This is a genomic window from Streptomyces nanhaiensis (assembly GCF_046614825.1).
GTDB classification, from domain to species: Bacteria; Actinomycetota; Actinomycetes; order Streptomycetales; family Streptomycetaceae; genus Streptomyces; species Streptomyces radiopugnans.
Genome location: NZ_JBKJFM010000070.1, coordinates 1 through 15,333, shown reverse-complemented (window position 1 = coordinate 15,333; position 15,333 = coordinate 1). Strand labels below are relative to the sequence as shown.

At 75.2% G+C, this 15,333-nt stretch carries 13 protein-coding genes and 1 pseudogene; 11 read left to right on the top strand and 3 right to left on the bottom strand.

The window, feature by feature from the left end:
• Positions 1–216 precede the first annotated feature (216 nt).
• The 5 genes and pseudogenes from ACLIYP_RS16630 to ACLIYP_RS16610 all read left to right on the top strand — a co-directional run bounded on the left by ACLIYP_RS16630 (position 217) and on the right by ACLIYP_RS16610 (position 6,916).
• Entirely contained in the window at positions 217–1,143 is a 927-nt protein-coding gene (locus ACLIYP_RS16630) for a hypothetical protein (RefSeq protein ID WP_412713912.1), read from the top strand.
• A 423-nt stretch (positions 1,144–1,566) separates the two neighbouring features.
• Positions 1,567–3,030, top strand: a complete 1,464-nt coding sequence (locus tag ACLIYP_RS16625; protein WP_412713911.1) for a hypothetical protein — start codon at positions 1,567–1,569, stop codon at positions 3,028–3,030.
• A gap of 116 nt (positions 3,031–3,146) precedes the next feature.
• Positions 3,147–4,409: pseudogene (locus ACLIYP_RS16620) on the top strand (AAA family ATPase); the annotation flags it as partial.
• 193 nt (positions 4,410–4,602) lie between these two features.
• Complete coding sequence (locus ACLIYP_RS16615; RefSeq protein WP_412713926.1) at positions 4,603–5,808, top strand: vWA domain-containing protein; 1,206 nt, start codon at positions 4,603–4,605, stop codon at positions 5,806–5,808.
• A 208-nt stretch (positions 5,809–6,016) separates the two neighbouring features.
• Complete coding sequence (locus tag ACLIYP_RS16610; protein ID WP_412713910.1) at positions 6,017–6,916, top strand: macrolide 2'-phosphotransferase; 900 nt, start codon at positions 6,017–6,019, stop codon at positions 6,914–6,916.
• A 146-nt stretch (positions 6,917–7,062) separates the two neighbouring features.
• On the opposite strand, the gene ACLIYP_RS16605 is transcribed toward ACLIYP_RS16610, so the two are convergent.
• A complete protein-coding gene (locus ACLIYP_RS16605; protein WP_412713925.1) occupies positions 7,063–7,302 on the bottom strand; it encodes a DUF1304 family protein in 240 nt (79 codons plus the stop codon).
• Between the two features lie 184 nt (positions 7,303–7,486).
• Positions 7,487–8,515: a LacI family DNA-binding transcriptional regulator gene (locus ACLIYP_RS16600; protein WP_412713909.1), complete on the bottom strand. Its 1,029-nt coding sequence runs from the start codon at positions 8,513–8,515 to the stop codon at positions 7,487–7,489.
• Between the two features lie 209 nt (positions 8,516–8,724).
• Here ACLIYP_RS16600 and ACLIYP_RS16595 point away from each other — a divergent pair, with 209 nt between their 5' ends.
• From ACLIYP_RS16595 to ACLIYP_RS16575, 5 genes are all read left to right on the top strand, one after another.
• Positions 8,725–8,883, top strand: a complete 159-nt coding sequence (locus ACLIYP_RS16595) for a hypothetical protein (protein WP_410539547.1) — start codon at positions 8,725–8,727, stop codon at positions 8,881–8,883.
• Positions 8,884–8,974: 91 nt separating this feature from the next.
• The gene (locus tag ACLIYP_RS16590) at positions 8,975–9,538 is read left to right on the top strand and encodes a GNAT family N-acetyltransferase (protein WP_412713908.1); all 564 of its coding nucleotides are present in this window, start codon (positions 8,975–8,977) and stop codon (positions 9,536–9,538) included.
• A gap of 365 nt (positions 9,539–9,903) precedes the next feature.
• Complete coding sequence (locus tag ACLIYP_RS16585; protein WP_412713924.1) at positions 9,904–11,979, top strand: neutral/alkaline non-lysosomal ceramidase N-terminal domain-containing protein; 2,076 nt, start codon at positions 9,904–9,906, stop codon at positions 11,977–11,979.
• Between the two features lie 71 nt (positions 11,980–12,050).
• Positions 12,051–12,974, top strand: a complete 924-nt coding sequence (locus tag ACLIYP_RS16580; protein WP_412713907.1) for a helix-turn-helix domain-containing protein — start codon at positions 12,051–12,053, stop codon at positions 12,972–12,974.
• A 76-nt stretch (positions 12,975–13,050) separates the two neighbouring features.
• A complete protein-coding gene (locus tag ACLIYP_RS16575; RefSeq protein ID WP_412713906.1) occupies positions 13,051–13,953 on the top strand; it encodes a dioxygenase family protein in 903 nt (300 codons plus the stop codon).
• A gap of 61 nt (positions 13,954–14,014) precedes the next feature.
• Here the strand turns inward: ACLIYP_RS16575 and ACLIYP_RS16570 are convergent, their stop codons facing one another.
• Positions 14,015–14,650, bottom strand: coding sequence for a hypothetical protein (locus tag ACLIYP_RS16570; protein WP_412713905.1), 636 nt, complete (start codon positions 14,648–14,650; stop codon positions 14,015–14,017).
• A gap of 364 nt (positions 14,651–15,014) precedes the next feature.
• Here ACLIYP_RS16570 and ACLIYP_RS16565 point away from each other — a divergent pair, with 364 nt between their 5' ends.
• Complete coding sequence (locus tag ACLIYP_RS16565) at positions 15,015–15,170, top strand: hypothetical protein (RefSeq protein ID WP_412713904.1); 156 nt, start codon at positions 15,015–15,017, stop codon at positions 15,168–15,170.
• The last annotated feature ends 163 nt before the right edge of the window (positions 15,171–15,333 follow it).

The window sequence follows — 15,333 nt, the reverse complement described above, 5'->3', positions numbered from 1 at the left end:
GAGGGTCCGGCGGGCCACGAACTCCCTTGAAGAACCGGGAGAAAGAACCTCCCACCCACCCACCCTTTCCCCTCGTCACCCGTACGGGTGACGAGGTTGCGGGTTTGAGAAGTGGGCGGTTACGTTCACCGCGACAACCGCAAAAAGTTGCGGCCCCCGGCCGGGACTGGCATCCCGATCGAGGGCCTCACCGATCAGGAAGAGCGCAACTTCCCGATGGCTGACTCGCAGTTTAGCGCGCGTTCGCGCGCCCGCGCCGGTGGACCGACATCCGGCGTGATCCATGTACGCACCCGCCTCACCACCGGTTTCACCGTTCTCGCCAACGCCCTCGCCCAGCGGCCCGGCAGCGCGGTCACCATCGGGGTTGCGGCCTACATCGCCTCACTCCCGGACGGCGCTCCGGTGAGCATCACCGCGCTGTGCGAGCACTTCTCCGAGGGCGAGATCCTGATCTCCCGGGCCCTGCGGGAGCTGGAGGCGTCCGGGTACCTGGAGCGGCGGCGCGAGCGCGGGCCGGACGGCCGGGTCCGCACCCGCACCTACTTCCACGACGTACCGCCGGGCGACGACGACCCGGACCCCACGCCGCCGCCCGGCCGCCGGCCCCGCCCCGCACCCGCCCGCGTGCCCGCGCCGCGTACGGCCTCCGACCCGGCACCCCTGCCGTCTGCCCCGGCACCGGCCACCGCTGCCCCGGACCCGCTCCCGGCGGTGGTGCGGTCGCCGCAGGCGCCGCCTGCTCAGCCCGCTCCGCTCGGCGAGGCCGATCCGGACGCGGTGCGGGTCCTGGCCTCCCTCCGCGCCGCCGACCCCCGGCTGATCCTCTCCGAGAGCGAGGCCACCCGGCTCGCCCCGGACGTGGCCCGGTGGCTTGCGGCGGGCGTGTCCCCCGCCCGGATCACCGAGACACTCACCGCCGGTCTGCCCGAACGGCTCCTGGCCCGCCCGGCCCGCATCCTGGCCTTCCGCCTCGGCGAGCCGCCCCTGCCCGCGCCCGCCCTGGCCCCGCCACCCGCCAAGCCCGTCGTCCTGCCCCTCCAGACCTGCGACGGCTGCGAGCGCGCCATCCGCGCGGCCCGGCCCGGCCAGTTGTGCCGCGACTGCCGCACAGAGCGCGAGGAACTCCGTGCGACCGGCTGACTCACCGGGCACGGGGCCCGCACGGCAACCAGGAAGGTCACCGTCACGATCCCGGAGGATCTTCTGGAGGAGTTCCGGCCCAAAGCAGCCGAGCACGGGCTGTCGGCGTACTTCACCGAAGCCCTGCGCCTGAAGCGGGAGCGGGACCGGCTCCGGGAACTGGCCGACTGGTTGGAAGAGGAGCACGGGCCGGTCACCGAGAGCGAGCGCGCTGCGGCACTGCGGGAGCTGGAAGACCTCGAGGCCGAACGCGACCGCCGCCGCACGGCCACACGGAACCGCCTCGGAGAGACAGCGTAAGGCCGAGGAACCGTCGGGCGATCACAGGGACTGACAGATCGTCGCCGGTGTGGTTACGATGCCGACGATGAAGAACTTCTCCTCTTGTGGATTGGGGGAATCGTTCACGCAAGGTGAGTGCTGATGGCACATCACCTCGCGAACACGATTCCGTCCCGCCTGCTGATGTGGCAGCGCGTGCGCGAGTACGCCGTGCCACCGTCCATGATCGAGACCGCGGCCGCACGGCGTGCGGCCGGTGACTGGGCGGGGGCCTGCGCCGCCGCCCGCGTCGACGTCGATCTCGATCTGCGCGCCGTGCGCGAACGCCACGGCACCGAACTCGTCACCCGTCTCCGTGCGGATCTGCGGCGGCTGGCGCCGGATCTGCTGCGCTGGCACATGCCCCGGATCGCCCCCGACGGGCGGCTGCGGCCCGGCCTGACCGTCTGCCTGGCCCGTTATCCGGCATCACCCGGCGCCACGTCGCCGCAACTGGTGGTGCGGACGCCTCCCGCCTGGGCGGACGCCGGGCAGCGGATGTCCCTGGACCTGTGGGAGGGGCCCGGGAGCGACCCTCCGGGGCACCATCCGCATCCACACCCCGACCGGCGTTTCCGGCTCGACCTGCACCGGCATCTGTGGGACGCCGGGCGGAGCGCCGAACTGGCGCGACGGTGCGGTGTGTTGGGAGCGGGCGGGGCGCCGTCCGTGGAACCGTGCACGCCCGATCGGCCCGCTGTTCCCGATTCCCCCTGGGCGGTGGGGCGTTGGGCCGCCGAGGCGGGGTTGCTGCTGCGGGCCGAGGGGCTCACTCGCGGGGCCTTCGCCGTGCGGCTCGGTGCGCGCAGCCGCGCCGTGCTCGAACTCTTCGCCCCCGACGACAGTCACGTCCCGGCCCTCCGGCCGCTGCGGGAGTCGTTGCCGCCGCAGGAGGTCGCGGCGCTCCCGGTGCTGCCGGAAGCGGCGGCCCGGACTCTTCCGGATCTGGAGCTGCTGCGGGCCGGGCTGGTCACGCCCGGCCGGCTGCATCCGCTCGTCGCAGCCGCGCTGGCGGAGTCCGGTGCGGCGCCCGTGGCCGACGCGGTATCCGTGTCCGGCCCGGTCGCCGGGCCCGATGATCCGCACCGGGTGGAGTGCAGGGGCGAGGTCCACCGGATCGCGCTGCGGGACGGGGTGCTGGCGGCGGTCGACCACGACCCGGCCCAACTGCGGCGCGAGGAGCTGCTGGTGGCGCTCGGCGGGCCGCCGCTGCCCTGCCTGCGGGCGATCGACGCGGTGCACCGCAGCCCTCAGGAGCTGCCCGCGGTGCGGGAGCGACTGCGCCACGGTGACGTGGCCGGGGCACTGGCCGTGGTCGAGGGGCTGCTCGGCCCCGGTGCGGTCCTGCGCGACGGGCCGCTGCGGGAGGAGCTGAGGTCGGCCGCGGCACGCCGCATCGACCACGGTCTCTTCCGCGCGGGGCTGGTCGCCGTGCACCCCGCCGCCGGTACGGAAGCCGCCGCTGCGGAGGCGGACCGTCGCCCCCGGCTGAACCGCCACACACCTCCCGCGATCCGCCACAAGCGGGTCGGCCGGGTCCGGCCCCGCACCGCTCTGACCCGCTGACCGGCTGCTCGGCCGACCGGCCGTTCCCCGCCGAAGTCACTTCATCCGCGCAGCACTCCCCAATACGTCCGGGGCGGGCCGTCGTCCCGCCCCCTGTTCCGATTCAGGTGATGCCCATGTCCTCCAGCACCCTCCTGCCCACCGCTCCCCCGGCCGACGGTGTCGGCGACGCCGATCGCGTAACCGGCGCCCGTCTGGCCGTCGCCGGCGACCTGCTGTCCCTGCTGCGGACGACCACCACCGAGCCACGCGCCGACGAGCAGCTCGAAGCGCTCACCCTGGCCGTCGCGGCCGATCTGCCCGTACTGCTCTGGGGGGAGCCGGGCATCGGCAAGACCGCGGCCCTGACGCAACTCGCGGCCTCCCTCGACCTGCCACTGACGACCGTGATCGCCAGCGTCCACGAGCCGTCCGACTTCTCCGGACTGCCCGTCGTGGGCGACGACCCGGCCGTACAGGGGGTACCGATGGCGCCGCCGCAGTGGGCCGTGGAACTCGTGCGGGCCGGGCGGGGGCTGCTCTTCCTGGACGAGCTCTCCACCGCCACCCCGGCGGTCCAGGCCGCGCTGCTGCGGGTCGTCCTGGAACGGAGGGTCGGTGCGCTGCGGCTGCCGCCCGGGGTCCGGATCGTGGCGGCGGCCAATCCACCCGCGTCGGCGGCGGACGGATGGGATCTGAGCGCGCCGCTGGCAAACCGTTTCGTGCACCTGCACTGGACGCACGACCGGGAGGTGGTGGTGCGCGGGCTGGGCGGGGTCTGGCCCCGGGCCGAGCTGCCCCGGCTGGCGCCGGAGCGGCTGCCGGAGGCGGTGGCCTTCGCCCGGCGCGCGGTCTGCGGCTTCCTGGAGGCCCGGCCGACGCTGATCCACCGGCTGCCGGGCACCGAGACGCGGCGCGGCGGCGCCTGGCCGTCGCCCCGGAGCTGGGAGGCGGCGCTGACCCTGCTGGCCTTCGGCACGGCGGCCTCCGTCTCGCGGGAGGTGCTGGCGCTGCTGGTGCGGGGCGCGGTGGGGGACGGGCCGGGGCTCGAACTCCTGGCCCACCTGGACCGGATGGAGCTGCCGGACCCCGAGTCGCTGCTGGCCGATCCGGCCTCCGCCGAGCTTCCGGAGCGGGGCGATCTGCGCCAGGCGGCGCTGGAGGCGGTGGTGGCGGCCGTGGGGGCGCGGCCGGAGCGGGAACGGTGGGAGGCGGGCTGGGCGGTGCTGGTGAGGGCGATGGAGACCGGTGCCCCGGATCTGCTGGTCGCCCCGGCGAAGACGCTGGCCGCGCTGCGGCGCGACGACTGGGATGTGCCGGAGGCGGTGGATCGGCTGGCCGGGGTGGTCGGCCTGGCCCGGCGGGCGGAGCGGTCGGTCAAGCGGGGGCGGAACGAACGGCGGCCGAGGCCGGGCGTGTTGCGGAGGCGGGCCGATGACGGGGAACGCGAAGCGTCCGCTGCCGCGCCCGGTGCCCCGGCCAGTGCCGCCGCGGCCCGCGGCGGCACGCCCGGCGCGGGCCGCCGCGGCGGAGCCGGAACCCGATCCGGGCGGCTCCGGCGTCCCGGCCGGCCGGACCGAACTCCCCCTGGACATGGAGAAGTTGCTGGCCGCCCGGCTGCACGCGGTGAAGGTCCGCCCCTATCTGGCCGACGCGCTGTTCGCGCTGCGCGTGGTGGAGGACCGCTCGGTGCCGACGATGGCGGTGGACGCGCACTGGCGCGTCTACGTCTCCCCGGGCTTCGTGGCGCGCACCCCGCTGGAGGAGCTGGCGGGCGTCTGGGTGCACGAGGTCTCCCACCTGCTGCGCGACCACCACGGGCGGAGCGCGAGATACGCGCGGGAGCAGGGGGAGTACGGGCGGGGCGAGTCGCTGCGGCGGAACATCGCCGCCGACTTCGAGATCAACGACGACATCTACGGCGACGGGCTGCCGCGCCCGGCCGGTGCGGTGCTGCCGTCGCTACTGGGGCTGTCCGACGGACTGCTGATGGAGGAGTACCTGCGGACGGCCTCGATGTCGGGACTCGCCGCCGACCTGGCCTGGCTGGACTGCGGCAGCGGCGCCGACGGGCGGGAGCGGCCGTGGGAGCTGGGGCCGGGCGGGGCGTACGGGCTGAGCAGGCAGGAGCGGGACGCGGTCCGCTTCCGGGTCGCCGAGGGAATCAAAGGACGGCCGGGCGACGCGCCGGAGGGCTGGCGCCGGTGGGCCGAGGAGGCGTTCCATCCGCCGCAGCCGTGGCGGCGGCTGCTGGGGTCGGCGATCCGCTCGGCGGCGGGCGCGCCGGGGGCGGGCGAGAACCACAGCTACCGGCGGCCCTCCCGGCGTTCGGCCGGGGTCCCCGGCGTGGTGCTGCCGAGCCTGCGCCGTACGCCGCCCCGGGTCCGCGTCGTGATCGACACCTCCGGATCGGTGAGCGACGCCGAGCTGGGCAGCGCGCTGCTGGAGGTGGTGGCGATCTCGCGGGCGGTGGGCGGGCGGCGCGATCTGGTCTCGGTGATCTCCTGTGACGCGGCGGCCGGGGTCGCCGTGCCTCTGTGCCGGGCCGAGGACGTCGAGCTGGTCGGCGGCGGTGGGACGGATCTGCGTTCCGGTTTCGACCGGGCACTGCGCTGCGGGCCCCGCCCGGACGTGATCGTGGCCCTGACCGACGGCCAGACGCCGTGGCCCTCCGATCAGCCGCCCTGCCGTACCGTCGTCGGCCTCTTCCCGCGCCCCGCCCGCGCCGTGGACGAGGACGATCCCTACTACGTCCCGGACGCCCCGCCGCCCTGGGCGCGCGTGGTCACCATCGGCTGAGAGCCCGCCCGCGGTCCCCGGGCGGCGGCCTGCGAGCCGGCCGGCGGGCGATCACGGTCGCCCCCGGGAGGTGAGTGCGGGGATGGTCCGGTGAACGAGGACGGTCGAGGGATGGGCCGTGCCGCTCCGGAGTGGCAGCCCTCGGCGGCACGGGGGGTGAGGGGAAAAGGGCTGGAGGCGGCGTAGGCGCGGGTGGGAGCGTGACCCCATGAACACGATCGATGACGTCATCGCCCTGGCCGCCGCCCACGGCCTGAACCTGTCCGCGCGGGACGCCACCGTGAACGAGGCGGGCCTGGACTACCGGGTCGTCATGGCCTCCGACGTGAGCGGCCTGAGGTGGGTGCTGCGCGTGCCGCGCCGCGCCGACGTCTCCGGGGGCATGGCCGCCGAGAGGCGCATCCTCGACCTGGTGGCCCCCGTCCTGGCCGAGGACGGCGTCGCGGTCCCCGACTGGCAGGTCCGCTCCCCCGAGCTGATCGCCTACCCGGCCCTGCCCGGCGCCCCGGGCCTGACCCTGACCGACGCCGGGGAGCCCGACTGGCACATGGACCCCGCCGACCCGGACTACGCCGAGCGCCTGGGGCGCCTGCTGGCCCGTCTGCACTCCATCGCCCCGGAGCGGGCCGAGGCCGCGGGCGTCGAGGTCCGCGCCCCGGCCCGGGTACGTCAGGCGTGGCGGGACGACATCGCCCGTGTGAGCGAGTCCTTCACCGTCTCCGCCGCCCTGACCGATACCTGGCGGGCCTGGATCGAGGACGACACCTGCTGGCCCGAGCAGACCGTGATGACACACGGCGAGATCTACCCCGCGCACGTGCTGCTGGACGAGGAGGGGACGATCACCGGGGTCCTGGACTGGACCACCGCCCGCGTGGACGACCCCGCCCGCGACCTGTCCTTCCAGTACGGCGCCGCGGGCGAGGAGATGCTGCGGGCCACTCTCACCGCGTACGAGCGGGCGGGCGGGCACGTCCATCCCGGCCTGGCGGCCCAGGCCAAGCACCTGTGGGACGCCTCCCCGATCGGGTACGCCCTGTACGCGCTGACCACCGGCGCCGAGACCGACCGGGCCACCGCGGCGGCGATGCTGAACCCCGAGGCCTGATGCCCCGCCCGGGGCGGGAAGGGTGCGCCGTCACCGCCGGCCGGGCCGGCCGCAGCCGTCATCGATCCGTGGAGGGCCGGGAGTTACGTCCAGAGCCTCGTACACGGGAGGCGATCGGCTTCATCAGAGCGTAAGGCGTGTCACCGTCAGTCGGGGAGGGCGTGTGCGGCCAGCGCGACGGCGGGCGGCACTGCCTGCCCCGGGGAGCCACGCCACAGCCCGCGGTCGGAGACGAACGGCACGGTTCCCGCGGCGATCGTGAAGACGCAGACATGGACGATGAGGGAGCGTCCGGTGTTCACGTCGCCGGTGTGCGGGCTCACGACGCCGGTGATGAGGCCGAGTGCGAGAAAGAGGTTGTGGAAGCCGACGTTGACTCGCCGCAGCCGGACCTACGGTGCGTCGGCGGTGCTTCCCGTGAGGAAGAACCGAAACTCCGGTTCCCGGTCGGCCGGCCGGGCAGGGCGACCGCCCCCGAGCGAACGGGCCCCGGTTCCGCTCGGGGATCGCCCGGCGGCGTTTCCGGCACCGCCTGCGCCCGGACGCCCCCGTGCCGGGCTGATGCCGCCCCTACAGCGGGGCCGCGTCGCGGGAGGGGGCGGCGGTGCTGGCGCGGACGGTCAGGGTGGGGTCGGGGGCGCGGCTGTGTTCGACGCGGTGGCCGGCGGCGACGGCCTTGAGCCGGCGGGCGGCCAGGGCGCCGTAGGCGGCTATGTCGCGGCGCAGCGCGGTCAGACCGGGGTGGACCAGTTCGCACAGCGGCGAGTCGTCCCAGGCCACCAGGGAGACGTCGGCGGGGACGCGGACGCCCAGGCTCTGCGCGGCGCTCAGGCCTGAGACGGCCATCACGTCGTTGTCGTAGAGGATCGCGGTGGGGCGGTCGTCGCCCTCCAGCAGCGCGCGGGTGGCGGCGCAGCCCTGTTCGCCGCTGTAGTCGGCCTCAACGCTCCGGCCGGTGACGCCGTGCTCGGCGGTGGCGGCGGCGAAGGCCTCGGCGCGGATGAGGGTGTGCCGCAGGACGGCGGGCCCGGTGACGTGGGCGATGGAGCGGTGCCCGAGGCCGGCGAGGTGGTCCACGGCGGTGCGCACCCCCGCCGCGTCGTCGCTCCACACGGCGGGCAGGCTTCCGGCGGCGACGGGGGAGCCGATCACCACGGCGGGCAGGCGCAGTTCCTCCAGGACGCGTATCCGGGGGTCGTCCACCCGCAGGTCGACCAGGAAGACGCCGTCGACCTTGCGCTGCGCCCACCAGGCGCGGTAGGTGGCCGTCTCGGCGTCGGCGTCGGGCGCGACGGTGAACAGCAGGGAGGTGCCGTCCCCGGACAGCTCGCTCTGGATGCCGGAGACCAGTTGCATGAAGAACGGCTCCATGCCCAGGGAGCGGGCCGGGCGGTCCACCACCAGTCCGACGGCGCCGGCCCTGCCGTCGGACAGGGCCCTGGCCGCGCTGTTGGGCTGCCAGCCCAGCTCCTCCGCGATGGCGAGCACCCTGGCCCGGGTCGCCTCCGAGACCCCCGGGCGGCCGTTGAGCGCGAAGGACACCGCGCTCTTGGTCACCCCCGCACGGCGGGCGATGTCCACCATCGTGGGACGCTTCAACGCTTCTCCCTCCCGCCCGCGGTCACCGGCGAACCGGGACTCATCCTAGAGCGGCCCGCCCACGCCCGGAACACCGTTCCGAAGGCCGCGGGGCGGCCTTCGGAAGGCCCGCACATCACCCGCGCCCGCCGGGGTAGGAGGCGAAGAGGACAACCGAGCGCAAAGGGCGCAGCTCGCCGCGGCGGGCACACGTGAACGCTGGAGGAACCGTGCCGGGCATTCTGAGCAAGATCGCCATTTTCTCCCGAACCCCGCAGGGCCGCCGACTGACCGCGAAGGCCAGGAGGATGGCGTCCGACCCCAGGAAGCGGTCCCAGGCCAAGCAGGCGCTGAGCAGGCTGCGCGGACGCGGGCCCGGGCGCCGTTGAGGCGTCCCGCCCCTTCCCGTCCTCGCGTACCGCCGCCCGCCGCCGTGGATTCACGGCGGCGGGCGGCGGCGTGTGCTGCCAGGATGAGGGCATGGTCGAGATCGGTACGGGCGGCACCGGCGGGATCGCCCTCGTTCACACGGCGGATCTGGACGCCTCCGTCCGGGCGGCGGCGCGCTCCCTGCTGGACGAGGTGTTCGAGGGGGACATGACCGACCAGGACTGGGAGCACGCCCTGGGCGGTGTGCACGCGCTGGCCTGGGAGGGGTCCGAGCTGGTGGGCCACGCCTCGCTGGTGCAGCGGAGGCTGCTGCACGGCGGCCGGGCGCTGCGCACCGGCTACGTGGAGGGGGTCGGGGTCCGCGCCGACCGGCGCGGGCGCGGGTACGGGGCGGCGCTGATGGGGTCGCTGGAGCGGGTGGTGCGCGGCGCCTACGACCTGGGGGCGCTGGCCTCCAGCGACGAGGCGCTGGGCTTCTACGCGGCGCGCGGCTGGCTGCTGTGGCGGGGGCCCGTCTCGGCGCTCACCCCCTCGGGCACCGTGCGCACGGAGGAGGACGACGGGTGCGTCCACGTCCTGCCGGTGGCGGGCGGCGCGGCCCTGGAGCTGTCCGGTGAGCTGGTCTGCGACTGGCGTGAGGGCGACCTCTGGTAGCCGGCCGGCGGAACCCGGCGGCGTCGGGCGCCCGGCGCCGCGGGCGCTGCGGCGCTGCCTGGCGCCGCGCGGCCCCCGCGAGAGGCCGCCGGGTCCCGGCCAAAGCGGCCGCGGGCGCCTTCGGCCGTTCGGCGGCGATCCCGCGCAGACGGATTGTCTGCGAATGACATGGGTGTCATGCTCACAACGCCTGTCGGTAAACCGGCGGTAACCCCCTACAGCACCGTGAGGAGCCGCACGTGAGCGATTCCCGAACCCAGCGGCGCACACCGTCCGGCGGCACCCCGGACGCACCCGACGCATCGGCCACCCCGGCCACCCCGGAAGCACCCGCCCGGACGCCGGGCAGCAGCCGCCGCGGCGTCCTGCGCGCCGCCGCCGCGACGGCCGGGCTCGGCCTCGCCGGGCTCCCCTCGGCCGCGGCCCACGCCGCCGAAGGCACCACCGCCGGCCGCGCCCCGGCCGCCACCGGGCAGACCGGCGCCGCGGGGACCGGCTCCTATCTGGTGGGACGCGGCATCGCGGACGCCACCGGTGAAGTGGCCGAGGTCGGCATGATGGGCTACGGGCGCACCGACCAGCAGGCCCAGGGCCTGCACAACCGGCTGCGGGCCCGCGCCTTCGTCATCGCCGACCGGGCCCCGGACGGAAGCGCCGGGGAGCGGGTGGCCCTCGTCGTGGTCGACTCCCCCATGATCTTCTCCAGCGTGCACCAGGCGGTGCTGCGCGCCCTGGACGAGCGGTACGGCGGCCTCTACAACGCCCGCAACACCATGATCACCGCCACCCACACCCACGCCGGACCGGGCGGCTACTCCCACCACCTGCTCTACAACATCACCACGCTCGGCTTCCACGCCAAGACCTTCGACGCGGTCGTGCGCGGCATCACGGAGGCCGTGGGCCGGGCCCACGCCGATCTGGCGCCCGCCGAACTCTCCCTCTCCCGAGGGGAGTTGCGCGGCGCCAGCGTCAACCGCTCCCGCGCCGCCTTCGACCGCAACCCGGCCGACGTCAAGGCGCACTTCCCCGACGCGACCGACCCGCTCACCACACTGCTGCGGATCGAGCGGCAGGGACGGCTGGTGGGCGCGGTCAACTGGTTCGCCACCCACTGCACCAGCATGTCCGGCGACAACCGGCTCGTCAGCGCCGACAACAAGGGATACGCCGCCTACCACTGGGAGCGCGAGGTGGCGGGCGCGGACTACCTGGCCGGTACCGCGCCCGAGGTGATCGCCGCCTTCGCGCAGACCAACGCCGGCGACATGTCCCCCAACCTCGACCTGGAGCCGCCGACCACGCCGGAGGACTTCGAGCGCACCCGCGCCAACGGGCTGCGCCAGTACGAGGCGGCGGTACGGCAGTTGGAGCGCCCCGGCACCCGGCTGTCCGGCGGCGTGGACTCCCGGCTGGTGTACGTGGACCTCTCCGACGTCACCGTGGAGGCGGAGTTCACCGGCGACGGGCGCACCCACAGGACGGCCAAACCGGCCGTCGGCGCGGCCATGGCGGCGGGCAGCACGGAGGACGGGCCGGCCTTCCCCGGCTTCTCCGAGGGCGAGAACCCCTTCTGGGACGCGATCTCCCACTCGGTGGTCTACACCGTCTCGCCGGAGCTGCGCGACGCCCACGCGCCCAAGGCGATCGCCGTGCCCATCGGGGAGATGAACCGGATCTACCCGTGGGTGCAGGAGATCGTCCCCGTGCAGCTGGTGCGGATCGGCCGGCTGTACCTGATCGGCGTCCCCGGCGAGGTCACCATCGCGGCGGGGCTGCGGCTGCGGCGCACCGTCGCGGAGGTCACCGGCGCGGATCTGGACGACGTGCTGGTGGCGGGCTACGCCAACTCCTACTTCCACTACCTCACCACCCCCGAGGAGTACGACGCCCAGCACTACGAGGGCGGCAGCACCCTCTTCGGCCGCTGGCAACTGCCCGCGATCCAGCAGGTCTCGGCACAGCTGGCCCGCGCGATGCGCGACGGGCGGGCGCTGCCGACCGGCCCGGAGCCGCCCGACCTGTCCGCCGCGCCGCTCGCCCTCCAGCCGCCGATCGTGCTGGACGCCCCGCAGATCGGGCGCTCGTTCGGGGACGTGCTGACCCAGCCGCGCGAGGGCTACCGGTCCGGCGAGCGGGTCACGGCCGTCTTCGCCGGGGCCCACCCCGGCAACGACCTGCACCGGGGCAGCACCTATCTGCGGGTGGAGCGGTACGAGGGCGGGGTGTGGCGCACGGTCGCCGACGACGGCGACTGGTCGACGGCCTTCCGCTGGGAGCGCGACGGGATCGCCGCCTCGAAGGTGACCGTCACCTGGGACGTGCCCGCCGGGGCCGAACCCGGCCGCTACCGCCTCCGCTACCACGGCGACGCCAAGCCCCTGGTGGGCGGGGCCCGTTCCTTCTCCGGCACCACGCGCACGTTCACCGTACTGACCTGATCCCTCCCCGTTGGCCGGGCGGCCCGCACTATGCTCCACCGGGCCGCCCGGCCGCCGAGGAGGTGGGGTGAGTGACGCACAACCCGGTACCGCTGCACCGGCTGGAGGTGCCCGCGCCGAACGAACTGCCGTTCGCCATCGGCTCCTTCGACACCATCGGCCCGCTGTCACGCGCCGCCTTCCCGCACCGGCACGTCTTCCACGAGATCGTGTACGTCACCAGCGGCCGCGGCACGCACGTGGTGGACGCGGTGCCGTGGCGGCTGAGCCCGCCGAACCTCTGCGCGGTCGCCCCCGGGCAGGTGCACCACTGGCGCGGGGTCTCGGGCCTGAACGGCTGGGTGGTGCTGTTCACCGACGACTTCCTGCTGGAGCACCCGGAGGACCGCGAGACCCTGCGGGGCCTGCGGGAGCGGCCGTGGCTGCGGCCGCCGCACGGCGAGGCGGTCCGGCTCTCGGCGCTGCTGCGGGAGATGGACCGGGAGTACCGCGGCCGGGGCGGGGGCTTCGTCTCCGTCCTCCAGTCCTATCTGCACGTCCTCCTCGTCCGCGCGAGCCGGCTGTCCGGCGGCGGCGCACCCGCTCCGGCGGGCGGGCGGACGGGCGCAACGGCCCGGGACTTCGGACGGCTGCTGGAGGAGTCGGAGGCGGGGCGGCTGTCGGTGCGCGAGTGCGCGGCACGCCTGGGCGTGTCGGTCGGCCATCTGAACGAGACGGTCAAGCGGGCCACCGGGCGCACCCCGGGGCAACTCCTGCGGCGGGCAAGGGTGCTGGAGGCCAAGCGGCTGCTGACGGGGACGGGGATGACGGTGGGCCAGGTGGCCCGGCACACGGGCTTCGCCGATCCGGCGTACTTCTGCCGCTTCTTCCGCCGGGAGACCGGTGTCAGCCCCGGCGCCTTCCGCCGCGGAGCCGGGGAGGGCGACGGGGCGAACGAGGACGGGGGCGGGGGCGGGGGCAGGGACGGGACCGGATCGAATCACCACGAACGCTGAATCCTGTCCATCGCCTCGGCCCGGGCACCCGCATAGGTTCAGACCTGCTCGCGAAAGGTCCATACCACCTTCCCCGATGCCAGGAGAGACCGTGGAAGACCACACCACCCCCCACTCCGAGACCGGAACCGGAAACGGAGCCGGTCCCGAATCCGGCTCCGGGCCGCGCCCCGGACGCTCCGCGTCCATCAGCCGCAAGAGCGTGCTCAAGGGAGCGCTGCTGGCCGCTCCCCTGCCGCTGCTGGTCGGCGGCGCTCCGGCCCTGGCCCGCACCCTGCGGCCGTCGTCCGACGGGGAGCCGCTCCCGCTCACCCCGTACTGCGACGACGGGGACGACCCCACACCCCCGCAGATGGAGGGCCCCTACTTCAAGCCGAACTCGCCGCGCCGCACCTCGCTCGTCGACGCGGGCGCCCAGGGCACACGGCTGACCGTCAGCGGGTACGTGTTCGGCCGGTCCTGCCAGCCGCTCGCGGACGTACTGCTGGACTTCTGGCAGGCGGACGCGAACGGCGCCTACGACAACACCGGTTACCGGTTCCGCGGCCACCAGTACACCGACGCGCGCGGGGCGTTCGAACTCACCACGATCGTCCCCGGGCTGTATCCGGGCCGCACCCGGCACATCCACGTCAAGGCGCAGGCCCCGGGCCGCCCCGTGCTCACCACCCAGCTCTACTTCCCGGGCGAGCCGCGCAACGGCACCGACGCGATCTTCGACCCCGCGCTGCTGATGAACGTGCGGACGGTCGGTTCGGCGAAGGAGGCGACGTTCGACTTCGTCCTCGACGTCTCCCGGACGCCCCCGCCCACCACCCCGCCCCCGGACGGCCCCGGCGGCACCTGGCGCGCGGGGGTGAACTACAGGGCAGGCGACCGGGTGGAGTACGGCGGCGCCTCCTACACATGTCTCCAGGCACATCTGTCCCAGGCCGGCTGGGAACCGCCGAACACTCCGGCCCTGTGGCGGCGGGCCTGATCCCCGGCCCCTGAGTCCCGGCCCCGCCGTGGCGGCCGGCCGACCGCAAGCGCGATCGCGGTCAGTCGGCCGCCACGGCCTCGGCGTCCGGGCCGCGACGGGAGCCGAGGCGGGCCAGGAGCCCGGCGCGGTGCAGTCCGGCGATCGGCGCCACCAGGTCGGGGTGGCGCAGCAGGGGCGCGGCCTGCCGGTCGAGCCCGTCGGGAGCGGCCAGCCTGCGGAAGTCGACCGCCAGCCCCCGCGCGTGCTCGCTGCGCAGGGCGCCGGCCACCGCCTCCTCCACCAGGTCCGGCGAGGTCAGCAGGCAGGCCGCCCAGCTGGCGAGGACCTCGTCCACCCAGGTGCGCCAGGCGTTTCCCGTCTCGCCGGGCTCGCGGGGCACGGGGATCCACGGCAGACCGGCGGACGCGCCGCCGGGGTCGCCGGGACCGTCTTGGTCGCCGGGGTCGCCGGAACCATCCGGTTCCGGGGCCGCCGCGCCGGTGATCCGGTCCAGCCGCAGGGCGCCGCCCGGGCCGGCGACCGCCACCAGCGCGGCGTCCAGCAGCGTCGGATAGCGCAGCCAGGCCGCGACCGTGACCGCCTGGCGCGCCTGCGCCTCGGCCAGGGACGCGCTGAGCACGCCGCCGGCGGTCGGGTAGGAGCGGACCAGCCACCGGGTGGTGGCGGCTATGACGGAGGAGAGATCAGCAGACACCTTGGTCCCGCATTTCGGAAGGGCGGATTCCGGTATTCGGTGACTCGATGGTAGCGAGCCCCGCCCGGGCTGCCGGGGTGAGTTGCGCCACCGGGCGCCCGGCGGCGCGGAGAACACATGGCCGGAATGCGAACCGGGGGGCGGGGCGGGGGCAGAGTGCGCGGAGGGGGCCTCGTCACCGGCCGTGCGCCGGGCTACGGTGGCGTGTGACAGCCGCGCCTTCGGTGGTGACCGCACCGGCGGCGCGGGCGGCCAGGCGGGGCACGGCGGAAGGGGAACTGCCGTTGAACTGCACCACATGCGGAGCCACCGTGATCCAGGGCCCCGACGGGCGCTGGTCCTGCGGCAACTGCGGAGCGACCGGATGACCCCATCGCATTCCGACGTCCCGGCGCCCGACGTGGCCGTGATGCACTGCGCGCAGTGCGGCTGGGCCGTCCAGGAGGGGCCGCGCGGCGGCTACGTGTGCACCCAGTGCTTCCACACCGTCGAGCCGCCGCTGGACTTCCGCGGGGGCTGACCCCGGTGACCCGCCGCACACGTCTCATCCCGCCCGCGGCCCGCACCCGCCCGGCGCACCCCTCATCCGCGCGCCCGGGGCACGCGCGGCACGGCGGCGTTGCAGTACGCCTACCGCAGCTGGGCTCCGTGGCGGGTGCTCCCGCCCTGCTCCTGGTCCACGC